Origin of the sequence: Paenibacillus sp. tmac-D7, from assembly GCF_006519665.1 — a bacterium.
Lineage (GTDB): Bacteria > Bacillota > Bacilli > Paenibacillales > NBRC-103111 > Paenibacillus_G > Paenibacillus_G validus.
The window spans coordinates 56,888-80,476 of the sequence record NZ_VIDW01000025.1 but is presented as its reverse complement, the minus strand read 5'-3'; the positions used below and the strand labels follow the sequence as shown (position 1 = coordinate 80,476).

Annotated in this window: 25 protein-coding genes and 1 pseudogene; 1 reads left to right on the top strand and 25 read right to left on the bottom strand. The window is 47.2% G+C overall.

The window, feature by feature from the left end:
• Positions 1-689 precede the first annotated feature (689 nt).
• The 23 genes from FKP33_RS17425 to FKP33_RS17315 all read right to left on the bottom strand — a co-directional run bounded on the left by FKP33_RS17425 (position 690) and on the right by FKP33_RS17315 (position 20,619).
• Positions 690-1,340 carry a GntR family transcriptional regulator gene (locus FKP33_RS17425; protein WP_164751937.1) on the bottom strand — a complete coding sequence of 217 codons (651 nt, stop codon included), beginning with the start codon at positions 1,338-1,340 and terminating at the stop codon, positions 690-692.
• 154 nt (positions 1,341-1,494) lie between these two features.
• The gene (locus FKP33_RS17420) at positions 1,495-1,974 is read right to left on the bottom strand and encodes a flavin reductase family protein (protein WP_141335887.1); all 480 of its coding nucleotides are present in this window, start codon (positions 1,972-1,974) and stop codon (positions 1,495-1,497) included.
• Between the two features lie 5 nt (positions 1,975-1,979).
• The gene (dmpG, locus tag FKP33_RS17415; protein WP_141335886.1) at positions 1,980-2,990 is read right to left on the bottom strand and encodes a 4-hydroxy-2-oxovalerate aldolase; all 1,011 of its coding nucleotides are present in this window, start codon (positions 2,988-2,990) and stop codon (positions 1,980-1,982) included.
• A 44-nt stretch (positions 2,991-3,034) separates the two neighbouring features.
• Positions 3,035-3,943, bottom strand: a complete 909-nt coding sequence (locus FKP33_RS17410) for an acetaldehyde dehydrogenase (acetylating) (protein WP_127609761.1) — start codon at positions 3,941-3,943, stop codon at positions 3,035-3,037.
• The gene (locus FKP33_RS17405) at positions 3,943-4,704 is read right to left on the bottom strand and encodes a 2-keto-4-pentenoate hydratase (RefSeq protein WP_127609763.1); all 762 of its coding nucleotides are present in this window, start codon (positions 4,702-4,704) and stop codon (positions 3,943-3,945) included. Before FKP33_RS17405 ends, FKP33_RS17410 begins: the two co-directional genes overlap by 1 nt.
• Before the next feature lie 26 nt (positions 4,705-4,730).
• A complete protein-coding gene (locus FKP33_RS17400; protein WP_127609765.1) occupies positions 4,731-5,612 on the bottom strand; it encodes a VOC family protein in 882 nt (293 codons plus the stop codon).
• A 15-nt stretch (positions 5,613-5,627) separates the two neighbouring features.
• A complete protein-coding gene (locus tag FKP33_RS17395; RefSeq protein ID WP_141335885.1) occupies positions 5,628-6,140 on the bottom strand; it encodes a cupin domain-containing protein in 513 nt (170 codons plus the stop codon).
• A gap of 29 nt (positions 6,141-6,169) precedes the next feature.
• Positions 6,170-7,642: a 4-hydroxyphenylacetate 3-hydroxylase family protein gene (locus FKP33_RS17390; protein WP_141335884.1), complete on the bottom strand. Its 1,473-nt coding sequence runs from the start codon at positions 7,640-7,642 to the stop codon at positions 6,170-6,172.
• A gap of 2 nt (positions 7,643-7,644) precedes the next feature.
• Positions 7,645-8,508, bottom strand: coding sequence for an alpha/beta fold hydrolase (locus FKP33_RS17385; RefSeq protein ID WP_054796247.1), 864 nt, complete (start codon positions 8,506-8,508; stop codon positions 7,645-7,647).
• Positions 8,509-8,606: 98 nt separating this feature from the next.
• On the bottom strand, positions 8,607-9,314 hold the full coding sequence (locus tag FKP33_RS17380; RefSeq protein ID WP_141335883.1) for an ABC transporter ATP-binding protein: 708 nt from the start codon (positions 9,312-9,314) through the stop codon (positions 8,607-8,609).
• Positions 9,307-10,080 (bottom strand): ABC transporter ATP-binding protein, encoded by a 774-nt coding sequence (locus FKP33_RS17375; RefSeq protein WP_127609771.1) that lies wholly within the window; start codon positions 10,078-10,080, stop codon positions 9,307-9,309. Before FKP33_RS17375 ends, FKP33_RS17380 begins: the two co-directional genes overlap by 8 nt.
• Positions 10,067-10,654, bottom strand: a complete 588-nt coding sequence (locus tag FKP33_RS17370) for a branched-chain amino acid ABC transporter permease (protein WP_181410193.1) — start codon at positions 10,652-10,654, stop codon at positions 10,067-10,069. Before FKP33_RS17370 ends, FKP33_RS17375 begins: the two co-directional genes overlap by 14 nt.
• Entirely contained in the window at positions 10,617-11,057 is a 441-nt protein-coding gene (locus FKP33_RS17365) for a branched-chain amino acid ABC transporter permease (RefSeq protein ID WP_141335881.1), read from the bottom strand. The genes FKP33_RS17370 and FKP33_RS17365 overlap by 38 nt, the downstream gene beginning before the upstream one ends.
• On the bottom strand, positions 11,057-11,923 hold the full coding sequence (locus tag FKP33_RS17360) for a branched-chain amino acid ABC transporter permease (RefSeq protein WP_127609775.1): 867 nt from the start codon (positions 11,921-11,923) through the stop codon (positions 11,057-11,059). Before FKP33_RS17360 ends, FKP33_RS17365 begins: the two co-directional genes overlap by 1 nt.
• A 30-nt stretch (positions 11,924-11,953) precedes the next feature.
• Entirely contained in the window at positions 11,954-13,183 is a 1,230-nt protein-coding gene (locus FKP33_RS17355; protein ID WP_127609777.1) for an ABC transporter substrate-binding protein, read from the bottom strand.
• 85 nt (positions 13,184-13,268) lie between these two features.
• A complete protein-coding gene (locus FKP33_RS17350; RefSeq protein ID WP_141335880.1) occupies positions 13,269-14,390 on the bottom strand; it encodes a zinc-dependent alcohol dehydrogenase in 1,122 nt (373 codons plus the stop codon).
• A gap of 84 nt (positions 14,391-14,474) precedes the next feature.
• Positions 14,475-14,963: an aromatic-ring-hydroxylating dioxygenase subunit beta gene (locus tag FKP33_RS17345; protein WP_164751938.1), complete on the bottom strand. Its 489-nt coding sequence runs from the start codon at positions 14,961-14,963 to the stop codon at positions 14,475-14,477.
• 33 nt (positions 14,964-14,996) lie between these two features.
• On the bottom strand, positions 14,997-16,151 hold the full coding sequence (locus FKP33_RS17340; RefSeq protein WP_141335879.1) for an aromatic ring-hydroxylating oxygenase subunit alpha: 1,155 nt from the start codon (positions 16,149-16,151) through the stop codon (positions 14,997-14,999).
• A 305-nt stretch (positions 16,152-16,456) separates the two neighbouring features.
• Entirely contained in the window at positions 16,457-18,130 is a 1,674-nt protein-coding gene (locus tag FKP33_RS17335; protein WP_127609785.1) for an ABC1 kinase family protein, read from the bottom strand.
• A 13-nt stretch (positions 18,131-18,143) separates the two neighbouring features.
• Positions 18,144-18,446: a phasin family protein gene (locus FKP33_RS17330; RefSeq protein WP_054796258.1), complete on the bottom strand. Its 303-nt coding sequence runs from the start codon at positions 18,444-18,446 to the stop codon at positions 18,144-18,146.
• A 37-nt stretch (positions 18,447-18,483) separates the two neighbouring features.
• A complete protein-coding gene (locus FKP33_RS17325) occupies positions 18,484-19,272 on the bottom strand; it encodes a patatin-like phospholipase family protein (protein ID WP_141335878.1) in 789 nt (262 codons plus the stop codon).
• Between the two features lie 23 nt (positions 19,273-19,295).
• The gene (locus FKP33_RS17320; RefSeq protein ID WP_054799282.1) at positions 19,296-19,907 is read right to left on the bottom strand and encodes a sterol desaturase family protein; all 612 of its coding nucleotides are present in this window, start codon (positions 19,905-19,907) and stop codon (positions 19,296-19,298) included.
• 76 nt (positions 19,908-19,983) lie between these two features.
• Positions 19,984-20,619 (bottom strand): Lrp/AsnC family transcriptional regulator, encoded by a 636-nt coding sequence (locus FKP33_RS17315; RefSeq protein WP_127609789.1) that lies wholly within the window; start codon positions 20,617-20,619, stop codon positions 19,984-19,986.
• A 157-nt stretch (positions 20,620-20,776) separates the two neighbouring features.
• Between FKP33_RS17315 and FKP33_RS28555 the strand changes: the two genes are divergently transcribed.
• Entirely contained in the window at positions 20,777-21,016 is a 240-nt protein-coding gene (locus FKP33_RS28555) for a ketoacyl-ACP synthase III (protein WP_141335877.1), read from the top strand.
• A 60-nt stretch (positions 21,017-21,076) separates the two neighbouring features.
• Here FKP33_RS28555 and FKP33_RS17305 read toward each other — a convergent pair.
• Positions 21,077-21,340: pseudogene (locus FKP33_RS17305) on the bottom strand (GNAT family N-acetyltransferase); the annotation flags it as partial.
• Between the two features lie 155 nt (positions 21,341-21,495).
• On the bottom strand, positions 21,496-23,478 hold the full coding sequence (locus FKP33_RS17300; protein ID WP_141335876.1) for a 5'-nucleotidase C-terminal domain-containing protein: 1,983 nt from the start codon (positions 23,476-23,478) through the stop codon (positions 21,496-21,498).
• Between the last annotated feature and the right edge of the window lie 111 nt (positions 23,479-23,589).

Sequence of the window (23,589 nt, the reverse complement as noted above, 5' to 3'; positions counted from 1 at the left end):
TTAATTACATATTTTATTATTCGAATCCGTATTCAGGTAAGAACGAATGTTCGGGAGTGATTGTCATGAGGCAACAAGAAAGGATGACTTTGAAGAAATTTCAAGTGAAGCTCGATTCGGATCAAGCATGCCGTGAGCATCTGGTTCAGCTTCGCTGGTCTAAGGGGGTTTCATGAGTTAACTTGAGATCCAATTTATTAAAGCGCTTTCACAAACCTTAGCAGCCCAGGTTGGGCGGCCCCGATACAGTAACGTCCTAAAAAATCCAAGATCAACAAAACCAAAGAAACTCTTCAAATATCCAAATACTCTTCTAGCCCCCCTTCATTAGAACCTGATCGGCAGGCATCATTACGCAAAATATGTGAAGATTGAACAACAGAAGAAATGATATTCTAGTATCTTAGTTTATGGTAAGTAAAATGATGTTTGCGGTTTCGTTCTTTTATTGTGATTCTAATATCTTAGTTTGAGCATAAATCATTCATTCAAAAATGTCAACCGTAAAATGTTGATGTCGTTGTTTCAAGTTCCTGTAGTTATCAGGAGCCGCCTATACAGCGAGCCGCGGTTTGCCTGATCTCGGTCTCATCTATTCCACTGAGGCGAGCCCTAATAAACAAGCTGGCACGGGTATTCAGCCATATGTCAGCTTGTTTGATCCTTTATATTGTGCAACATTGTGATTGTTAAAGTTTTGTTGTTTGAGGTAGTTGTGTTTTTTGGATCAATGAGGCGAATGTCGATACATGGGCTTCCATCAACGTACGGGCGCCTACTGCATCTTTTGCTGCAATTTTTTCGATAATCATATCGTGCTCCGTGACTGTACTTGTTTGATTTTGGGAAAAAGAAGGAATATTACACAGGAAAAAATCATTCAGATCCCATTGGCTTTGCGTGATGTTAAGTAATTTTTCCGATCGGGACATCTTTAGAATCCCATAATGCCATTCTCTGTTTTTGTTAAAGTAACGATCTTTGGAATCATGCTCTTGTACCAATTTAGCCAATTGTTCATTAATCATATATAATTCTTGAACCTCATGGTCTTCCCTTCGTTGTGCGGCCAGAAAGGCTGCCATGCCCTCCAATGCCATAACGGTTAAAAAATGATCGACCATATGTTCCTGCGTGTACTTTTTTACCCTGCATCCGGTTTGGGGCACGATCTCCACAAAATATTCAGCCTCTAATCGCTTCAAGGCATCGATGACTGGACGCCTGGAAACTTCAAGCTCTTCTGCGATCTCTATGACCGAGATCTCATCCCCGAACGTCCACTTTCCCGAAATCAGTCCGTCTTTTATATATTCATAAGTTCGAATCGTTTTCGACAATGTGATTTCCCTCATATTCGCTCTTACTTCCTCCAATTACAACTTATATGTCATAGTATACATAATATCGTGTCGATTATCTATTTTAGCATTGTATGGCTTTATTTTCTAGCTGGCGAACTCCATTTCATGATTATATGCCCCAGTCGTAATATCACCCGGAATTCCCCTTTAGTTCCAGTTTCTGATACTTTCCTGCAAAGAAGATCAGTGGTTCTCCCCCTTGTTCATAGGAAAGCCATTCCACTTGTCCGATATACAACGTATGATCTCCGGCTTCATGCTGCTCGACAACCTCGCATGCCACATAAGCGAGTGCATTTTCAATAAAGGGTAAACCCTCTCTCCAAAAAAATGAGGGAGCCTCCTCCATTGGATGACCGGCAAAATGGCGAGACACCGCTTCCTGGTCATTCTTCAGGATGCTGATCCCATACTTTCGTGTCTTCGGCAACAGTTGATGCATTTTCGCTCTATGATCAATCGACACTAAAACCAGTGGGGGATGTAAGGAAACCGATACGAACCCGTTAGCAGTCATTCCATGGATTTGATCCCCCTCCGATGTCGATACGATCGTGATTCCGGAAGCAAAACGTCCCATCACATTGCGATATTCAATCGGTTCGATCATCCTGATCACCCTTTCATCTCAGATAATTCGGCGGCTACATCCAGGATCCAGTCCTCCTGGCCCGCCACCGCTTTGCGGCGGCCCAGTTCCATCAAAATATTTCTGGGATCCACACCAAACTTCTCACCTGCGTTTTTCGCATGGATAAGAAACGTTGAATATACACCCATACATCCGATCGTCAGCGCGTCCCGGTTGATAATCATCTGGTCATGCATGACCGGATTCACGATATATTCTGCAGCGTCCATAATCTTAAACAAATCGATTCCTGTTTCATAGCCCAGGCGGGATAATACACCTGCAAGAACTTCCGTTTGAGTATTCCCCGAGCCCGCGCCCAAACCGCGTGTACTGGTATCTATGTTCAACGCGCCCGCTTTAATTGCTGCAATACTATTGCCGATGGCCAAACCCATATTGTTGTGACCGTGAAAGCCGATCGGAATTTGTAAAACTTTCCTTAATGCGTCTACTCTGTCCGAAACATCATCAGGCATCATGGTTCCTGCCGAGTCCACAATGTACACCGTATCGGCTCCATAAGACTCCATCAAACTAGCCTGTTCTGCCAATTCCTCAGGTGGAAGCATATGCGCCATCATGAGAAACCCTACGGTTTCAAGACCAAGTTCTTTGGCTAGTCCGAAATGCTGCTGTGACACATCAGCCTCAGAACATTGCGTTGCAATGCGCACCATTTCAATTCCGATATCTTTAGCCTGCATTAATTCTTTCTTGGTGCCGACACCGGGAAGGAGTAATGCGGCGATTTTCGCGCGCTTACTCGTTTTTACCGCTTCCTCAATCAACTCCATTTCATCAACGAGCGACACACCGTACTGTATCGTCGAACCGCCCAAACCATCACCATGTGTCACCTCGATGACGGGAACTCCCGCCTCATCCAATGCCTGGACAATCTGCCGCACATTTTCTTTCGTAAATTGATGCCGGACGGCATGGGAACCGTCCCTAAGCGTCGTATCCATAATTCTGATCTTTTGTTCTCCCATTCCTTACCCATCCTTTCGGTCACGAGAATCGAATCTGCATCCGGTTATTCCCGCGCTAACATGTGAATGATATTTTTCGCCAGCATGTCGCCCACCCGTTTCGCGGAGGCAGTCATAATGTCAAGATTGCCTGCAGACGGAGGGAGAAAGTCTCCGGCACCTTCTACTTCCAGCAGTAAAATAACAATATCCTTTTTCCCCTGAGGAGTATCCCGTTTGTCGAATATGGGTTTTCCTCTTAGTGCATAACCAGGTACATATTGCTGGACTTCACGGACGATTAGGTCGATCGAGTGCTGAATCTGATCGCTGTCTCCGTCTTTGTAAGCGAGATATAGCGTATTACGCATAATAATCGACGGTTTGGCAGGATTAAGAATAATAATGGCTTTACCTTTTTCCGCACCGCCGATGACTTCGATCCCCCGGGACGTCGTAAACGTAAACTCATCGATATTTTGCCTCGTTCCGGGTCCGGCTGAACTGCTGGACACTGTCGAAACCATCTCTGCATATTCGACCTTTGCCACTTTGCTCACCGCATAAACGAGCGGGATCGTGGCCTGACCGCCGCAAGTGATCATATTGACATTGTCTTTATCGATATGCTCCGTTAAGTTGACGGACGGAACCACATAGGGGCCAACCGCCGCTGGAGTCAAATCGACTGCGATCTTGCCAGATTCTCTCAACCGTTTGGCGTGGCTGCTGTGCGCTTTTGCGCTTGTCGCATCAAACACGATTTGAATATCCGGATCTTCCAATACGGCGTCAATTCCGTTCGCTGAAACCGGAACACCTTCCGCTTTCGCCCTGGCAAGTCCCTCGGATTGTAGATCAATGCCTGCCATCAGGCCTAATGTCATCTGCTCCGGCTTTTTGAGAATCTTATACATTAAATCAGTGCCGATGTTTCCGGAACCCAAAATAGCAACTTTAACTTGTTTTTCCATTATTTCACATACACCTCCACAGAAGATAGTCCTTCGCCGAATGTCGCCTTATAATGACCAGGCAGAAGATCGAACGCTTTAGTGAAAGAACCGGAGAGAATGATCTGTCCCGCCTTCAAGCTTTCTCCCCACTCGGATAATTTGTTGGCTAACCAAGCGACCGAACGTGCAGGATGCCCTAGTACGGCGGCTCCGGCCGCCGTATCGATGACTTTACCATCCTTTTCAAGTACGAGTCCGATATTTCGCAAATCCATTCGATCCGGCCTCGCCATCGCGCTGCCGAGAACCATACCCCAGTGCGAACCATTGTCAGCAACCGTGTCCACGATTTTGATTTTCCAATCTTGAATGCGGCTGTCAATCAGTTCAAAGGAAGGTAATACCGCTTTCGTCGACGCCAGAACGTCACCGGACGTAATACCCGGTCCCATTAAATCTTTATCAAGTACAAAGGCAATTTCGGCTTCGATGCGTGGAGCGATCATCTCGCTCGCAGCAATGATGGATCCGTTCTCAAAGGAAGATCCCGTAAAAATTACCCCGAAATCCGGTTCGTAAACGCCTAACTGTTGTTGGATGCCTTCGCTCGTCAGCCCGATTTTTTGTCCGATAATACGGCGGCCTCTAACCTGATGCAGATCGGCTAAATGTTTTTGGATCCGGTAAGCATCCTCGACGGTTAGGGAAGGAAATGTTTCCGATAAGGGCGGGATCGCTTGCTTATTCGCCAACGCGTTGAATAAACTTTCAGCGATCATTGGAAGAGAATAATCCCTCATAACGATCAAGATCCTTTTCCGAACGATTCGGTAGGGAATTGGCCCCATGCACTGTAGGCAAATGGGAAATTGTCCCATACCTTATGACTGATCTCATGATCCGCTCTTGGCATTTCTGCGGACAACTCGATCCGATTCCCACTTGGATCCAGGAAATACGTGAACAGGTTTCCCCCCACCCGGTGTCTGCCCGGACCAACCTCGATGGAGTATCCGGCCTGCGCCAGCAAATCGGCGGCCCGTTTCATATCTTCCATACCATTTACCTGAAACGCATAATGGTGCATCGTCGTATGATCCGGCGTCCCAATTACCGCCACATCATGGTGGTAATCGGATGCATGCGACCAGGCTGCAGCCCATACGCCCGGCGCCGGTTCAAACACGTCAGAGATGCTGAAATCGAGGCCGGCTTTCAGAAATTCCACAAAACCTTTTACGTCCTGGGTATTTACGGTGATGTGGTCGGCGTCCAGCAGACCCAGGCCTCTGCTTCCTAAATGATTGACAGTCGGATGAATGTACTTCGGCCTGTCTTCAACAATGACAAGCTCAATTTGATGATTCGAGGGGGACGTGAATCTCAGCGCCGCTTTTTTACCCGGTTCCGGATCCGAAACTCGTTCGCTGGAAACGCCGATTGCGGATAATTTCTTTTCAAAATAAGAGAAATCATCATCGCTTTTCACCTGCAAGGCAAAACGACTTAAACCTGTTCCTCCTTGCTGGATTGCGATGTCGTATGTTTTGTCGGCGCCGCAGCCGAGATAAATCGTGTTATTGTCCGTGGCAATTTCGTGCAGACCAATGATGTCGCGATAAAATTCCAACGATTGCCCCAAATCATTGACTCGAATTGAAGCGTTTGCAAATTTAAAAATCCCCATGGTCAATTCCTCCAATTATTCATGCTCAGGTTTAAATTGTTCCTCAAAACTTACGAGCCCTAGACTTTCCCGGCGGTTGGCGTCTAGACTGTCCAACAGTCTGGAATTCTCGATCAGCAGCATCCTTACATCGGAATCGTTCGGATTGTAATGTCTATGCCAGATCCATGGAGGGGTATAGACAAAATCTCCCTTCGACCACTTCACAACCTGATTTCCAATTTCCGAATAACCTTCACCCTCGAGCACGTAATGGATCGATTCATGTACGTGACGCTGCAAATCTGAACTGCTGTTTGCCGGTATCCGCTGCAAATAGAATTCCATTGATTTGGCCGGAATGTCGACCAAAATTCCGATCTCGGTCGGATTGCCCGTTGCTTTACTGTCAAGCCAGATGGCATCTTCAGGATGAACGACCAAACCATCGGCTGAGATCTCTTGCTTATCACGCTGCTTCAATTTCTTCAAGTTAGCAAGAAATTCATTGAACTTTACTTCCTTGATTGAAAAGTTATCGTTTTTCATTAGATTCCCCCCTGCTTATAAGGACCCTGTCATTTTCCGACTCCTTCTTGGACCGGTTTTTCTAATTCATACGATGCAAGCAGCCTATCAACCAAGGCCAGTGATTCTGACTTGTCGTAAGCGGTATATTGCGTTTGAATCCGCAGGAACATCGGATCGCCTGAGTAGAACCGTTCGTACAATTCGTGACGGGAGCCGAAATCCGAAACAGCGATATCTGCCGCAATTTTGAACAGCTTGATTTTCTCCTCGGCCGTAACGTCGGCACCTCGGTAGTACTTGCGGATATCGCCTGCGATCGGGCTATCAAACACACCGGCATCTGCAGGTTGGTACATCAAGCCGCCGGCAATGGCAAACTGTATAATTTCCCTAACTCTCGGATACCAGCGATTTCCGGAATTACGGATCGCGTACAAAGGTGTAACATTCGGCATATAAATCCCGGCCGAGTTCGGTTGAGCGGTAACTTCGGAAGCTATTACGGCAGCCCGTATCAATTCGATATAAGTCGTTATCTCTCCCATCATGTCTTGCACATGGGGAAACTGATTGGTATTGACCATTTCTGTCGATTTCATCACAAGCCCTGCGAGAAACTGCAGCTTGGCTTGCAATCTAATTGCTGTTTGGTGCCCTGTCATCGCATTGGAGTTTAATTTCCAGATCGTGTTAACCCGTTCAACATCTTGATAGATAAACACCCTCTCCCAGGGGACGAGCACATCGTCGAAGATGACGACGCCGTCCAGCTCGTCAAATTGTGAAGAGAGCGGATGGTCATAGACGGATTTACGTGTAAAAGGCTCGCGAGAAATTAATCGGACGCCCGGCGTATTTAATGGCAAAGCAAACGAAATGGCATATTTGTAATCCTTCTCCGTCGGTTTGCGCAAGTGAAACGGCCATACAAGCATCTCGTCCGCATACGGACCGGCTGTCGCAAGCATTTTTGCCCCGCGGACAATGATTCCCTCATCCGTTTCCTTGACCACACCCAGATACGTAAATTCGTCCGGCTGCTCGGAGGGCGGTTTGGAGCGATCAACCTGCGGATCGATCAGCACGTGTGTCAGATACAGATCATTTTCGCGCACGTGTTCAAAATAATGCCGCACGTTTTCCTCATATGGCCCGAAAAAATCCGAATTCACATACCAGGCTGTTAACATCGCGCTCATAAAATCTGTAGACCGCCCCATCATACCGTACGTTTCTTCCGCCCAATCGCGGTGCATGAGCCGGCGCAAAGCCAGATCTTCCTTTGATTTAGGAACCAGAAAGGAATTGCCGATCCATTCACCGGTATCGGGAGATTTCGATAACATATAGGGCTTCTTCTCAGGTTCCCACTGCGAATCATACAATCGTGCGATCGATTGCACCGCAGGAGCGATGAGAGGATGCGTTGTGGGATCCGTAACCTTTTCCTTGCCTATCCAGGTTTCAGGCGGGTTGTTTTTTAAACGCTCGATGTAATCTATTCCTCTTCTTGCCCCCATGATTAATAACTCCCTTCTCTGATAAATGTGCGATGAATATCGTTAAATTCCCCTGCCTTCTCCCATTGCGGCCAGTGCCCGGCATCTCCAATCACATAGAGCATACTGCCGGGAATCCATGATTTCAGGAGTTGCGCTTCTTCCAGCGTTCCCGTCGGATCGTTATCGGTCCACAGCAGCAATGTCGGAGATTTTATTTGTCCGCACCACTCTGGACCCCAAGCGAAATCTTTGCGGATATCCCAGTCCTGAAGGCACACGATATGATGTACGGCTTTCTTAAACTCTGGCTGGGTATAGATTTTGTAGCGGATGGCTATGAGTTCATCGGTCACGAAACCTTTATCGTGGAACAACCATTCCAGGCGGGTCCGGACATTCTCATACGTTGCTTCCATGACCGCTTTGACCGTTGAATCTTTGACTTGCTTCATGACCTCCAACTTGTTCGTAATATTACCCGGAGTATTCAAAATCAATTTATTAACGAATTCCGGATGATGAGCGGCAGTCCAGGCCGCGACCCAACCGCCTAGCGATTCGCCGGACAGGCTGAAGGTTTCAAGTCCCAGTCCCTTCGCGACGCTAATCAGATGATCGCTTAAATAATCGATCGTGTACGGTCTATCCGGTTTGTCGCTGAATCCGTGGCCAACCATATCATAGGCAATGACCCGGAAGTTCTCGGATAATCCGCTGATGTTTCTGGCGTAAGCTTCAAGGTGTCCACCCGTTCCATGAATGAAGATCAGCGGTTCCCCTTCCCCGGCTTCCAGAATGCGCGTCCGTATACCGTTTGCGTTGATATAGTATTGCCTCAGCGGAGTTCCCACCATCTGTGACCACATGCCAATTTTCTCTCCCATAGTTCACCTCATGAATGTTATACTAGTATCTTAGTTGATGGTAACATACATCCCTTGTAACTTCAATCACTTTTTTAAGTATTCTTGGTTTTAAAACCTTATTTCCCCATATAAATTTCCCGAACATGGTCCTGCTTTTTCAGTTCGGAGGATCGTCCTGAATCGACAACGCTACCGTTTTGAATCAAATAACCGTAATCGGCGATCTCTAGTGCCAACCACGCGTTCTGCTCCACAAGCAGGATAGACGTTCCCTGATTCGGGAGTTGCTTAAGCGCATCGAAGATCTGCTGAGTGACGATAGGAGCAAGCCCCCAGGAAGGTTCATCCAGTAACAGAATTTTCGGTTTGCTCATCAAACCTCTACCGATGGCAAGCATTTGCTGCTCTCCGCCGCTTAAGGTGCCGGCTAGCTGATCTTTGCGATCAGCTAGCTTGGGAAATATATGGTATACATACTCCATTCTCTCCCGAATTTCGGTGCGGCGTCCGGCGTACAGGTACGCTCCCAATTCCAAGTTTTCTTTGACTTTCATTTTACTGAAAAGCTGCCTTCCCTCCGGCACATGTACAATTCCCAATTTCACGGGCCAATCGCTCGGCGTGCCTATCAATTCCTCGCCATTAAATGTAATGCTTCCTTTCACGGACGTGAGCAGTCCGGATATCGCTTTCAATGTCGTGCTTTTCCCTGCTCCGTTCGTGCCGATCAGCGTTACAACAGATTTATCCTTCACTTCGAGCGATATATTAAAGAGAACTTGAACTCTTCCATAGGAAGCAGACAAATCGTTGAGTTTAAGCACCTACGGATTCCCTCCCCAAATAAACTTCAATGACTTGAGGGTTTTGGCAAATTTCCCGGGCTATCCCTTCCGCTATCCTTTCCCCGTTATTCAAAACGATGATTTGATCGGAGACTTCCATCACAACGCCCATGTGGTGCTCCACGAGTATTGTCGTAATTCCGAGCTCCCGATTAATTGTCTTGATCGCTTCCCCGAGCCGCAAAGATTCCGCATCGTTCAATCCGGCGGCGGGTTCGTCGAGAAGCATGACTTTCGGTTCGGAGAGCAGCACGCGGGCTACTTCGATTAATCGTTGATAACCAAAGGGCAATGTGGATGCCGGCTGATTTGCAATTTGTTCCAAACCTACGATTTTCAATACTTCCTTCGCCTTTTCCCTAATCCATTTCTCTTCTTTTCTCGAGTTGGGAGTCGAAAATCCACCTGTCCAAAATCCGGATTTTGTGTAGCGATAAGCACCAATCATCACATTATCCAGTACGGTTGCGTCCTTCACGATCGATCCGTTCTGAAATGTTCTGATGATTCCGAGATGTGCAATCTGAAAAGGGGCTTTACCCGATATTTCACGCCCTTCAAAACGAATCTTTCCGCCCGTCAACGGGAGAAAACCCGTAATCAGATTCAACAGAGTTGTCTTTCCAGAACCATTAGGGCCTATCATTGAAAATATGGTGCCTTTTTTTATGGAGAATGAAACGTTATTGACAGCTTGCAGTCCCCCAAAACGCTTCATAGCATCTTTCACCTCAAGATATGTCATTCGTTTCACCCCCTTGGACGATTCGCTTCTCCGGACTTTTCCCTGTTATCCCCGTTTTAATCCGGTTATAGACCTTAATAAATGCCTGTGATACGCCGTGTTCAACAAAGAGAATGAGAACAATCATGATCAGTCCAAGCATAAACATTCGAGGGATGGCCACGGAATGGGTGAAATCCGAGATGAAGAACCACAGAAGCGAGCCAACGAGCGATCCGATCAGAATCGCTTCGCCGCCCAACAGCATCGCGATTAGCAATTCGATCGAGATGATGACGTTAAACTGCGAAGGCACGATAATGCCAAGATAATGACCCATCACCGCTCCTGAGAATGCCGCGAATACGGCGGAGAGCACGAAAAATTGAAGCTTCACTTTCGCCGTTCTTATCCCCATCGCTTCAGCCGTATTTTCACTGCTCTTCAACGTCAACAGTGCGCGCCCAACACGAGACTTCATCAGATTGCTGGAATACCAGAAAAAGATGGCGAACATGGCAACCGCGATATAGTAGTATGTCGCGCGATTCGTGATTTCAAAATCTCCCCAACCGATATCGGGAATGCCGATCAATCCTGCCGGCCCACCGGTCCAAGTGTACAGGGTGCTTATAAGCGAAGTAACTGACAATCCGAAAGCCCAATGTGCCCAAGGCCAAGTAATACCCCTTCAATCTCAGCAACGGATAACCGACGATCAGTGCAATCAGTGCGGTAACGGCGACTGCAACAAATATGGTGAGAAGAGAAGGCAAACCGAATTTCACCGATAAAACACCGGATATATAGGCTCCAAGACCCATGAAGGCAGCGTTACCAAGCGATATTTGTCCTCCGTAGCTCATTAACAACTGCAATCCCAAGACAGCGCAAGCCATCAGTACAGCTCTTAGAACAAGGTCCAAATCATGATAGATGAAAGGGAGGATCACGGCGAGCAACAGGAGCAAAGTATAAAATACCGTTTTTTCGCGCATTATCTCCCCCCTAAAATGCCCTGAGGCCTAGCCACTAATATAATCAACAAAGCCAAGATACTAACTAACTCATAGAAAAGCGTCGAAATGAGACCTGCAGAGAACGCTTCCAATAGTCCTAAAACCACACCGCCGACCAGCGCGCCATAGATGTGATTGATTCCACCGACAATCGCTGCGGTTAATCCTTTAATCGTTAAGCCCATACCTGCCGCATAAGTGACATAAGATAAAGGGCCGCCTACGATACCAGCCACTGCTCCGAACATAGCACATACAATAAACGCAAGGATCAGCATCTTTTCAACATGAATCCCTACTAATTTTGACCCCGTTTCGTTCTCAGAACAAGCCTCCATGGCCCTCCCGATCGTCGTTCGCGTTAAAAATACGTATAACAGGATGGAGCTTACAATGGCGGCGCCCAACACCCAAATGCTCTGAAACGAGATCGCTGCGTCTTGGAAGTTCAAAACTTTAGGTCCTGGAAACGCCGATAGGGAACGTGGGGTAGGTCCGTAAATCCATTCCAAACTTCCCTCGATGATAAACACCCATCCCACAGTCATTAACAATTTGGATAACATGTCTTTATTCCGGATCGGATGCATCGTTAAACGATGTAAAATGACCATGATTGTACAAACGGCTGCTACGACAAGGGGAATGGAAAACCAACGTGAAACTTCCCAAGAATCGATCATGGTCATCGCTAAGAAAGCGCTTAATACATACAGGTGTCCCTGTGCAATGTTAAGTATTTTGGATATTCGATACACGATGACAAATCCGATACCGACCATTGCGTAAATACCACCCGAAGTCAACGCCGAAAACAGGTATTGGATAAAAAGAGACGAACTCACCGACTTTCACCTCAAATCTGAATATAAGGATTAAGGGAGCTTCCATTTGCCTTGTTTGTTCGTTATGGTCACGATCGTATCGTCTGAATACCCCCACCGGTCATCGGCCGTAAAATTATAAGTCGACTGTACAGCCTGAATATTTTGATTGCCCTGGGAAAGATATTTACGGATTTTCTCGCGATCCGCTCCCACCTGCTTCACTGCCGCAAGTCCGATCAGAATGCTGTCGGCTCCCGCAGAATGAGTCAAACTAGGTTCGTCATCCGGATAGAGCTTCTTAAATGTAAGATAATATTTCTCTAAAAACTTCTTATGAGGATCACTGTCAGGGAGGTCTTTCCATATCATGATTTTGTCACTATAAGTAAAGACTTGACCGTCCGGCACGTCCTTAATCAAATTGAGAAATGCCGGGAAAGCATTGGCTCCGGAAATGCCTATCGGAACTTTTAATCCAACTTGCTGTGATTGGCGAATGACGATTGCAGCTGTTTCTCCGATTCCGTAACTCATGATAAAGTCCGGTTTCTGCTCTTTGATTTTGGATAGCTGCGGAGTGACGTCCAGCGCTTTGGAATCATATCTTTCGCGCGCAACGATTTCAAGCCCTTGGTCTTTATACTGCTTTATCCATCCGTCCATAAAGCTTTCAATCAATTGTCCGGTAACATCGGTGGGGTTGAGCGTCGCCCCTCTCTTCCAACCCTGCTCCAGCGCGAACTTGATGAAAGACTCGCCGCCGGTTATGAAATTGATGGTGGAAGCGACCAGCAAATCTGAGTCTTTTCCCTTGGGTTCATACCCAGCTCCTGATATGACCATGAACGGGATATTCATTTTCCGGGCGACCGGATCCGCAGCAGCCGCTATACTGGAGTTATTCCCGCCCGAAAGAAACACAATTTCCTCATTGGAGGCTAGCTTTTCTACAATACGTGCAGCATTCTCAGGTCTGCCTGCGTCGTCTTCAACGATAAGTTCAACCGATCGGCCGTTCACGCCGCCTTCATCGTTGATCATCTGGACAGCAACTTTCGATCCCTTGAGCATCATGCTGGCAGGCAGGGCGCCTGGCCCGCTGATATCATGGAATACTCCGATTTTAATGGAACCTTGATCAGCTGCTTGTTCCGCTTCCTTTTTTTCTGTATTCGCAGGTGTATCATGGCCCGGATTGTTTCCACAAGCGGCAATTAGGGTCAACATCAAGATGCAAACACTTAACAAGATCGGCAATTTATTTTTGAACAAGCTCATTTTTATGACCCCCTATTGATTTTATATCAATGTCGAATACTAGAATCTTAGCATTCCCGAAAAGTGAGCCCTGCAAGTATTTGATTTAGCCTCGCAGAGCCGGCATAATAACAATGCTGTTAACCTCATCATCTTTAATTTCTTTAGCCAATGTCGCCATCGCCAGGTGTGCTTCGTCTAACGGAAAAACTTTCGTCTGCAGCTTATCGAGCGGCAGGCTTCCTGCTTCGATCATGGAGATCGCACGCTTAAACGCCGTATAACTGACGCCATGTCCGCCGATTATGGTGCATGCTTTCATGATGAGCTTGTCACTGACGAAACCTTTGATCTCGGCGTTGTTTTTCAATCCAAGCAGCACGATTGTTCCGTTTTTCGCAATGACTTCAAGGGCTTGAATAACCGATTCAGTGGCATGAGGCGACAAATCGATGACGATATCTACCCCCTTACCGTCCGTAAGCTCCCTGATACGCTGAACCAAATCTTCCTTGTCAACGATAATCGAGTGATCGGCGCCAAGTTCCAGCCCTTTTCCGAGACGCTGTTCATCGAGCTGAATGCCCGCTAAGATCACTTGGGAAGCCCCCATGGCTTTGGCAACCATGCAGCACATCACCCCCCTTAAACCGGCAGCGATTACGAGCACGCGATCGCCATACTTCAGTTTAGGCAGCTCATAAGTCCAATGGATCGCTCCTCCAAGAGCATTAAACAAAACCGCTTTTTCCGCTGCAACGGTTTTATCTATTTTACGGACCAGCGAATTGGGGTGCAAATACATGTGGGTTGCGTATCCGCCCCATAAATGAGGAGACACTTCGCAGCTTACATACGAGTACCCCATCATCGTTTTGTTCCAACCGCTGCAAAGATTGAACTGGCCAACCGTACAATTATCGCAGTGGCGACAAGGAATTAGCGAGTCCACAACGACTCTGTCTCCGATCTTCACGCCCCATCTTTCCGCCGCTTTTTTACCAATCTTTTCAATGATCCCGACCACCTCATGTCCGGGGATGATGGGATATTGAATATTCAATGACTTAATCGCGCCAATGTATTGCTCTGCATCCGTGCCGCATAGCCCGCATGCCTCGACACGCACCAAAGCATTCTCAGGATTCACACGCGGTTTTTCGAACTGTTCAAGCTTGATCGTACGAGGTGCGGTGAGTACTGCAGCCGTTACCATCTGTTTCGCCATGTTTATTTCCTTTCCATAACAAATATCTTTCCATAACAAATTTCCTTTCCATAACAAATATCTTTAGAAGTCGTTATAACGATCCTAGAGCGGCCGGACAAAATAGCTCGGCAAAGTAGATGTATCCAAAATGACCTCCCGTTTTTCGATTTTGGGAACATTATTCTCAAACACGATCAAATCGTTGTAACGTCCGACGGCAAACAGTTCCGACTTCCCCTCCCTGGACGTTTTATAGATGGAGAAATTTGTATGACAGTGATATTTCTCTCCGTTTGATTTTTCAATCCTAATATTTGCGATCATATGCCTTTGATAGCTGATGTTATATGTCCATATTTGCTTTATGAGTGTCACACGGTCTATAATTTTTCCCTTATGGTTATCCATGATAATGGCTACCGGCAACCCTCTGTCATAGTTTTCCTTGGAATACACATAATAAGAACCGTTATCGGAAAAGAAATCCGGCCACTTGCTAAGTTCACCGTCATCGACTACATGGCAATATTGAAAAAGAAGCTGGTGTATCAATTCCCTTTTCGTTGCATCGATATCCTGAACGTGGATCATTTTCATCCTCCTTAGTAGTAGAGTTTGGATTGATCAGACTTTTATCATGTCACGCCACTTCTTCCAAAATCCTCGAACGGTAACTTCAGCGTGGATGGGGATTTCTTCGGTGCTTGGTTTCAGGATGACGCTTAATCCGTCATGTACGACCGACTTTTGAACGGATTCCAATGCCACGGCATCTTCTAAGGTGATAATGCCCTCGGGGCCGAAAACATTACTGGCCTGTTCGATTCGTAACTTTCTTTGTTCTTCTGAGTCCGATTCTCGAATGAAATAATTGAAATGAACTTCCGTTTTATCGATGCCCCGGGGAATCACATAACGGAAGGCTATCGTATCCAACTGCTGGGATATAACACCGGCCGGAAATATGTTGATGATGTAGCTTTTATCCGCATGCTTCTCAAAAACACTCATATCGTTCAGAACGGTTTTGTCCTGGATCGGAAGTGTTTTATAACTAAATTGACCGCTTCCGTGTTTGTTCGTCAAGCCGACTCCACCCGCCGCAAACATTCGCAGGATCCGGAATGCCGCATGCAGCATGCCCGTGTGATAACCGTCGTATATATTCTCGGAATAAATCTTCCAATTGCAGTTGAACATAACTTTATGACTTCCGATTGGAATAAGCTTGTCGTTACCGGTCGATGCATCCAAACCTTCTGTTATCAATTCCAAATATTCTTCCAGCGGGATCATATCGTCTTTGAATGAGGCGAAAATCAAGCCGCGATAAAGCTGAACATTTAATTTTTTGAGGCTAAGCTCTTCCTCGTTAATCCCTTGGGGAATATCTTCTTTATACGGTGCACCGATCATTTTACCGGTTAAATCATAAGTCCATTTATGATACAAGCATTGAAAGTGTTTAGCAGTACCACAATTTGTTCTTTCCACTTCGGCGGAACGATGCGCGCATGTATTGACAAGCACGTTAATCTCATCGTCTTTGTTGTTTCGCACTACGATGATCGGAATATTACCTGCCATTGACGTTTTGTAATCGCCTGGATTCGGAATTTCCGACTCATGACCAACGAGATTCCAAACGTAGCCCTGAAATATTTCTTTCATCTCAATTTCGTAAAGTTCTTGGTCTGTGTATACGCTTCTGGGAACCCGGCTTATTTCTTCGTCCGGGAACAACAATTTTTGTTTTAACGCTTCACTTACCTTAACCATTCAATCACCCCATCATAAATAGATTCTAGTATCTTAGTATTGTGAAAAAATAAAATGTTTCTTTTGCCTACTCGATAATTAGACAATAAAACAAATAAATGGTTTTGTATGCGTTTACATTTGTCTTTAAGTTTAAGGTAAAATAAATCCAATAAAAAGTCAAACTATTTTTAAGCGATTTGTCGTTGTACTGTCAACGCCACGGAGTTTCCCTGCGGAAGATAAACCCGTTCCGCAGGCGTCAGCTCGCGCCTGCGAATTCACGTTGAAATGGTGCATGATGAACCGACACCGGATCGTCCTGGTTAGAAACGACCGGAACGCAAGATAGCAAAGATCAACCACATAAACATAAACAGGGCGATCACAAAACCGATCTCGATGATCGGAATCCGCCAAAGCATGGTTTGCGAATGGCTCAGGGCAGCACCGATAATTAGACCGACCATCACAATACTGAGAGAGAGCAGCACAATGCTAAAAGACAACCGATTGCTGATCCGATCCATTTTTTTCATCAAAGCATCCACTTGGGGAGATGCCACCTCGATACGCAGCTTTCCTTGTCGCAGCACCATTGACAACTGTTTTAAGCTTAAAGGAACCTCACTTATCAAATCGAAATACTCAGGCACATCCTCGATCCAGTTCTTCAGCATTTGTCGGGGATCCAGCCGTTCCAAAAACAGCTTTTTCCCGAACGGCTCGGCTACGTCAAAGACGCTGAACGTCGGATCCAGTGCCGACACTACCCCCTCCATGGTCAGTAGTGATTTTCCAAGCAAGGTCAGCTCCGTTGGAATACGAATCTGATGGCGAAACGCTACGGAAAACAAATCATTGACGGCTACGCCCAGACTGATCTGGTTTAACGGCACTTGGTAGTATTTTTCCCGCATTTTGTCGACATCGGCATTCAAGGCGTCCCGATCTACATCGTCAGGAATCATGCCCATATTGGAAATGGCACGAATGACGCCCTTGGAGCTTTGATTCCGCAACGCGATGACAAACGATGCGAACTGCTTCTTCATGCCAGGAGACAACCGTCCCACCATGCCGAAGTCAAGCAAGGCGAGGCTGCCGTCCGGGAGCGCCAGCACATTGCCGGGATGGGGATCGCCATGGAAAAAACCTTCAACCAGTACTTGATGAAAAATGGTTGATGCAAAACGTTCCGCAAGCAATCTGCGATCCAAACCCACCCGATCAAGCTGTTCCCGGTCGGACAGCTTGATTCCCTCTATGTAGGCCATGGTTAATACACGCTTCGTGCTGTAATCCCAGTACACAGCCGGCACATGGACATGCTCCAGGGTTTTGCTCTGGGCCGCGAACTTTTCGGCATTCCGCGCCTCTGCTGTGTAATCGATCTCAGCACGCAGCGCCTTGCCGAGCTCGTCGACGATCTCGCGCAAGCGGTAGTTTCGCGCCCACTCCAGACGGCCTTCAGCCAATCTTGCCCAGTCCGCCAGAATGTCCAGATCGGTTTCAATCAGGGACTGAATGTCCGGCCGCTGTACTTTGACCACAACTGCAGTTCCATCTTGTAAGCAGGCTCGATAAACCTGTCCGATCGAGGCTGCGGCCAGAGGTTTATCGGAGAATTGCAGAAACAGGCTTTCGATAGGCGCCCCGAGTTCCTCTTCAAGAATTCTGGAGACTTCCGCGTAGGGAAACGGAGGCACCTTATCCTGGAGACGCTCCAACTCCGCCAGGATATCGGCCGGAACCAAATCGGGACGCGTACTTGCGATTTGGCCCAGCTTCACAAAGGTCGGACCCAATTCCTCCAGCAGCAGACGAATACGCTCCCCGACGCTTTTGGCCTGCAGTTCCTTCCGTTCCTCGCTCCGAAAGAACAGGATCTTCTCGGTCAGTCCCATTTCATGAGACACATACCCAAGACCGTTACGCGCAAAGGCCGTGGCGATCGTCCGATATCGCTGCAATTGTCGAATCCGTTTTCCTGCACTCATTGGCGACCTCCTGTCAGTTCCCGGTATGGTTCTTCCGTTCCAAGGCTTCCAGACGCTGTTCGATCCGTGCGATGTCCTCCCGGGTAGCCAGTCTGTTTTCACCGAGAATGGCATGGACGCGTTCCCGCGCCATCGCTTCCACATGCTGGCGCAGCTCTTCTCCCTTCAGAACGAGCTCATCCACTAAAGCTCTGGATTCCGCCTTGCTCACCTCGCCCTTTTTCACCAGCTCTTCAATCGTCTTCTCTACTTGCTCCTTGCCTGCAACCGCCAAGCCCAGGCCCAACGAGATCGCTTTTCCGATCGTTTCTTTCATTTTACTCACAACTCCTTTTATTTTGTTTTGTTCCTGCTCATTGTGTATGATGTGCGATTTGCCGCTTCAACTCTTCCATGATGCGTTCGGTTGCTTTCTCACCTGCTTCAATACATTCCTGCCATCTCGTAAAATCAAAGGCCGCAATATGTCCGACTTCCGGCCGAATGACCATATCGGCAAGCCGAAGACTGCTGTGCTTTCTTTCGGCGGTCATTAAGCTGTAAGAGCGGTACACAACTTCGACCATATTGCGCGGCGGATTTTTCTCGTGTTCCCGCGTAACATCGACGGCAATGACCAATTGACCCTTTTCCTGGCCCAGCTCTTCCACCGGCAAATTGTTCAACACACCTCCATCAACCAGCATCATTCCATCATGCATAAGAGGAGAAAAGATTCCCGGAAAGGCTGTTGTGGCCCGAAGAGCTGTCAGCAGATCGCCTTGATCGAACACCACTTGCCTGCCTTGCATCAAATCGACGGAGACGGTTTTAAAGCGAATGGGCAAATGCTCAATTAGCAGCGTATTTTTCCCATGCTGTTTCAGCCATTCATTTACCGCCTTAAGCAAACCGTTTCCAGAAATCAATCCCCGCTGGCGAATGCCGACGTCGATCAAGCGGTATTTGGGCGTCGTCTGTATAAAATGCTCCAGCGCATCAGCCGGGATGCCCGCCGCAAATAACCCTCCGACCGCGCCGCCCATACTCGTGCCCGCGATGCAATCTACAGCAATCCCGTGTTTCTCAAACGCCTTCAGCACACCTAGATGAGCGAGCCCTCTGACCGCACCGCCGCCTAAAACCAACCCTACTTTTGCCATGTTGAAACTCCTTTGTATCTGGTTCACACCGCGCTATCCAGCGATGATGATCCTCCCTTGTCGCTTCCCGCATTCCTTGTCGTCTGATCTTTGTCCTTATTGGTTCCTAGAGCGTAGTCAAGGACAGGGTGCGATACACCGTACCAGGCATGCTCATCTTTATAATGATGCAGCAAATGTTTCTTTTTCATCCATCTCCCCCAAGCCGTCCGGGGAGCAATTGGACGATGCGCCGCGTAGTGCATCCATTGATAATAAAGTTGAAAAAGCAATGAACCGGTAACCACGGCCACGACAACTGAAAACTGACGAAACACTAACCATACCATAGGAATGTAGGCGCTATAGATCAATACGTCATAGTAGACCGGACTGAATAAGTATTTCAGTTCTTGCGGGTGCTTATGATGCTCGACATGCCCCCGGTATAGCGCAGGTACGAGTTTGGGAAACTCATGCAACAAATATCGGTGCACGACGTACTCGGCAAAGGCATAGACCAGTGCACCCAAGACGAGCGCGAGGATTGTCACATAACCATCGAATTGAAGGCAAGTTAATAAGATGCCAAGCAGACTCATAACGGCAATTAGTCGTATAACAGGACTGGTGAAAAACTCACGGTAATGGAGCATAATGCGATTCCTCCTTTTGTCATGATCCACGATAATTACCCAAAAGACCAAAAAACTAAGTGAAGAAGTGCGGCCTCTAAGTAAAAGCCTCACTCAGAAAAACAGACAGCATTTCTTTTTCCTCTCCGGAAAGTTCCTCAATCGATTTAAGAAACTGCGAAACAAGCTCCGTAATCTCTAAGCCAAGTTCATCATTCATCGTTTGAATAGCCGTACCCAGAACGGTACCGACAAACATGGTCATCCCCGTTTCTTTACTTGGCGCTTTATGAACAATATGATGAATCAAGGACTCGGTTTTGCCGCCAAGCTTCTTCAGATACATCAGCAGCAAGCCGATGATATACGCACAGAAGTTAATTCTGGTACTTACTTTCGGAATTTCATCCAGCATCTTCCTGATAGACTCGTTGAGACTTCTATTCTTCAAATCCCTTAGTAAGGTTGCAATATGATCAACTGTTTTTTTCCAATCCGCGACATTAAACGTTTCATTCCGGGCTTGCTTGAACAAATCCGAAGCTTTGGTCGTTGGGACAAACACAACCTGGGAGCGTCCGGTTTCTTTCGTATTGACCTCGTAGCTGCGAGAAATAAAACCCAGCTTTTCAATTTCCTTTAGCATATCATAGGCCGTCCATTTGCTGACCCCCAGCGATGTGGCTAACGCCTCATAATGAATGGGCAAATTTGTTTTCTGATACAAATCCATTAATTTATGCAAAAATTGAAGGCGACGTTTCGTAAGCGATACTATAACTCCTGCACCTCCCCAATCCCCATAGAGCTAATAATCTTGTTTTTGGGTTTTTTGTGATTAGATCGTAGCATCGAATTCGTGTATAGTCAAGAACAATTGAAAATAAAAAGTGGATTGGAATGACCGTAACACCGCCGTTCTATTTGGGGATGGGGCAGGCGCCGTCGTACTGCAATCCCGGCCCAACACTTTTCCGTGCTATTCTTTATTGGGTCCGGAATATACTGGTGTGGAACTGCTTCAATCACCTGTTGAAGGACCGATTACGATGCACGGACGGGAAGTTTTCAAGTTTGGGGTTCGAATCATCGAGAATGCCGGCTTCGCGACACCAACATTAGCGTATTAAATATGCCGGCCACCGAGATGTCAGCGGCCGGCATTTATTGTGTGATCGTTTCCCGGTAGTTCAAACAAGAGATTGGTTTGTTAATTGTTTTTTTTCACGCCACTCATTTTCTAAAATACTCATTTCCCATAAACTCCAATATTCGTTACCCGTCTTTCTTGCGTCTCGAAGCAACCCTTCTTTTATAAAACCTGCTTTTTCATAACAAGCAATAGCGGAGTAATTGAAATCAAATACCCCCAGACTAACTCTGTGTAAATTTAGTTCTTTAAATGCAATTTTCAATATTTCTTCAATCATCAAGGTTCCTATTCCCTGACCTCTGCTTCCTCATCATTCGCAGATTCTATGTTGATTCCTCCTCTGCATTTTCTATAATTGATTAATGCAGACTGTTATTTTGGGAAGCGTAGAAAGAGCAGAGTTGCGTTCCATGCATAATTTTAATAACGAGCAGGTAGCCTCGCTGTTCTCTTGAATTATAAACTGATCAAATTCATGATGATATGCGCGATCTCCGCGCGTGTCGCATATGCTTTGGGCGCAAACATAGTCGGCATTCTTCCGTTTAACAACCCACGCGCGGTTAAACCCGACACCGCAGCTCTCGCCTCGTCTGCGATCAGGTTGTCATCTTCAAAGGGCGTAGAGGCTACCGCTTCCAGTTGTTTTCCGGTTTTCGTTTCGTAGATATATTTCATAACGACGGCCATCTCTTCACGGGTCAGCGCATCCTTCGGTTCCATGCCGGTTAACCCGCTTTCATCGGTAATGGTTTGTTGTTCAAGTCCGAACCCCTTTGCCAAATAACCGGTAAACTCGCTGCGAGTGATGCTTTGATTAGGGGCAAAACGGGCATCGTCGATCCCATTCATTATGCCCTTACTGCTTAAGCTGTAAACATCTTTTTGGGCCCAGTGGTCGGATGTAACATCCGCAAATCCGTTCACTTGGATACGGCCTTCTACCTTAGAGCTTATCGTTTCCAGTTTTTTAGCATACGCGATTAGCAATTCAAAATCGGTTAACGCCTCGCTCGCGCCGACGACCGTTTTCGCGTTGCCGAACATGGTGTATTTGTCTCCGCCCGTATACATGTAGTTGGACAAGGCCGCCCTGTACTTCTGCCCTTTGTTAATAGGCTTGCCATTGACCGTTGCCTGCTCGATTCTTTGGCCTACCGTTTTCCCCGGATTGTACGTGTACGACATGCCCGATACCTGTAGAAAACCGCCAGCCAGCTTATCCACTGCGGCGACGCTGTTTTCAAGAGCGGAAAGTAGCATATCCCCGGTCACTTCCGCCACCACGATTTTGTTGTTGAACGGAAGAATCGATTTGGCATCCTTTAATGTGAAATTACCTTGGCCCGCGCTGGCACGAATGCCGCCGCCGTTTGCAAACGCGACATCGGTCTGATAATAATCCCGATAAGCGTCGGAGATGAAGTTGCCGATCGCGGTTTCCTTGAATCTGGACTCGTGGTTGTCCCCATATGGCAGATCGCTGTCCGAATGCGCAATCGTTTTGCCTAGTTCGTCGTCAAGCTTGGTCTGGTATTCCTTCGCGAGGCCAGCAAGCGCTTCGTCTTCCTTAACGGTTTCGTCCACCTTCATGATCTCGTGCGCAAGTGTCAGCTGTCCGTCTGTGCCTTTTCCGATATTTAGTCGGATGATGGATCCCATGTTGCCCTGCGGGGAGAAAATATACCGCTTTGCCGCACCATCGACGTCATAAACGAACGATTTTTCTTCGGCTTCCTCCTCTGTGAACACGACCCGAATATCAGGGATTGCCTGCATCAGCAGCTTATCGTCCTGAACGGGCTCCTGCGTCAGCGCCACAATGAGATCAGGATGCTGTTCCCGTTTCAATTGATCAACCACTGTTTTGGCTGACTCGATAACATCCGACTGCTTCACATCTTCGTCCTGCGTTGTCGTTTGCATCGCACTTGTCAGACCGATGACACCAATACGTATCCCTTGCTTCTCGTAAACTTGATAAGAGGGGACGTGACCGAACGACTTGCCGTCTTTGCCGATCAGGTTGGACGAAATCCATGTAAAATTCGACGCTTTGATCAATTCGAGCGTATTCGCCGAACCCGCATCGAAGTCATGCTGGCCGAAGTTAGCCACATCGATCGGGAAGCGGTTGAACGCCTCCACCATTGGAAACCCTTTGAATATCCCTCCAAACAAGGTGCCGCCGCCGAGATCTCCTCCGAACGCGACGATTTTATCGCCCTTCACACTTTCGATCAACGTTTTGAGACGGGCCACGCCGCCCCGGGTACCGAGCTTGTCCACCACGGGATTGATTTCATGTCCGTCGTTAAAATATAAAAACGACACGGTACTTGCAGCCGGCGTTTCCGCACGGACGATTTTGCCGCTCCCGAACGGCAGGGAAACCACGATGACGGAGAGAAGGATTCCAACGCTAAGCTTTTTTTTCATGTGTACCTTCCTTTTCCCAACTCAAATTTCTGATTTGTTTGATTTAGTTGAATGATTTTATCATTGGTAGTCTACTGTATAACTGTTAACGGAATGTTTAACCCATATAAA

Coding starts and splice junctions, on each gene's coding strand:
- FKP33_RS17395 (WP_141335885.1), bottom strand. CDS start 6,140: ATGAAAAACGATAACTTTTCAATCAAGGAAGTAAAGTTCAATGAATTT.
- FKP33_RS17355 (WP_127609777.1), bottom strand. CDS start 13,183: ATGAGCTTGTTCAAAAATAAATTGCCGATCTTGTTAAGTGTTTGCATC.
- FKP33_RS17405 (WP_127609763.1), bottom strand. CDS start 4,704: ATGATCGCTGAAAGTTTATTCAACGCGTTGGCGAATAAGCAAGCGATC.
- FKP33_RS17385 (WP_054796247.1), bottom strand. CDS start 8,508: ATGGGAGAGAAAATTGGCATGTGGTCACAGATGGTGGGAACTCCGCTG.
- FKP33_RS17320 (WP_054799282.1), bottom strand. CDS start 19,907: ATGCTCCATTACCGTGAGTTTTTCACCAGTCCTGTTATACGACTAATT.
- FKP33_RS17390 (WP_141335884.1), bottom strand. CDS start 7,642: ATGGGGGCAAGAAGAGGAATAGATTACATCGAGCGTTTAAAAAACAAC.
- FKP33_RS17300 (WP_141335876.1), bottom strand. CDS start 23,478: ATGAAAAAAAAGCTTAGCGTTGGAATCCTTCTCTCCGTCATCGTGGTT.
- dmpG (WP_141335886.1), bottom strand. CDS start 2,990: ATGGGAGAACAAAAGATCAGAATTATGGATACGACGCTTAGGGACGGT.
- FKP33_RS17325 (WP_141335878.1), bottom strand. CDS start 19,272: ATGGCAAAAGTAGGGTTGGTTTTAGGCGGCGGTGCGGTCAGAGGGCTC.
- FKP33_RS17420 (WP_141335887.1), bottom strand. CDS start 1,974: ATGATCGAACCGATTGAATATCGCAATGTGATGGGACGTTTTGCTTCC.
- FKP33_RS17410 (WP_127609761.1), bottom strand. CDS start 3,943: ATGGAAAAACAAGTTAAAGTTGCTATTTTGGGTTCCGGAAACATCGGC.
- FKP33_RS17350 (WP_141335880.1), bottom strand. CDS start 14,390: ATGGCGAAACAGATGGTAACGGCTGCAGTACTCACCGCACCTCGTACG.
- FKP33_RS17330 (WP_054796258.1), bottom strand. CDS start 18,446: ATGAAAGAAACGATCGGAAAAGCGATCTCGTTGGGCCTGGGCTTGGCG.
- FKP33_RS17345 (WP_164751938.1), bottom strand. CDS start 14,963: ATGATCCACGTTCAGGATATCGATGCAACGAAAAGGGAATTGATACAC.
- FKP33_RS17340 (WP_141335879.1), bottom strand. CDS start 16,151: ATGGTTAAGGTAAGTGAAGCGTTAAAACAAAAATTGTTGTTCCCGGAC.
- FKP33_RS17375 (WP_127609771.1), bottom strand. CDS start 10,080: ATGACATATCTTGAGGTGAAAGATGCTATGAAGCGTTTTGGGGGACTG.
- FKP33_RS17365 (WP_141335881.1), bottom strand. CDS start 11,057: ATGCGCGAAAAAACGGTATTTTATACTTTGCTCCTGTTGCTCGCCGTG.
- FKP33_RS17400 (WP_127609765.1), bottom strand. CDS start 5,612: ATGGGGATTTTTAAATTTGCAAACGCTTCAATTCGAGTCAATGATTTG.
- FKP33_RS17315 (WP_127609789.1), bottom strand. CDS start 20,619: ATGGATTTGTATCAGAAAACAAATTTGCCCATTCATTATGAGGCGTTA.
- FKP33_RS17335 (WP_127609785.1), bottom strand. CDS start 18,130: ATGAGTGCAGGAAAACGGATTCGACAATTGCAGCGATATCGGACGATC.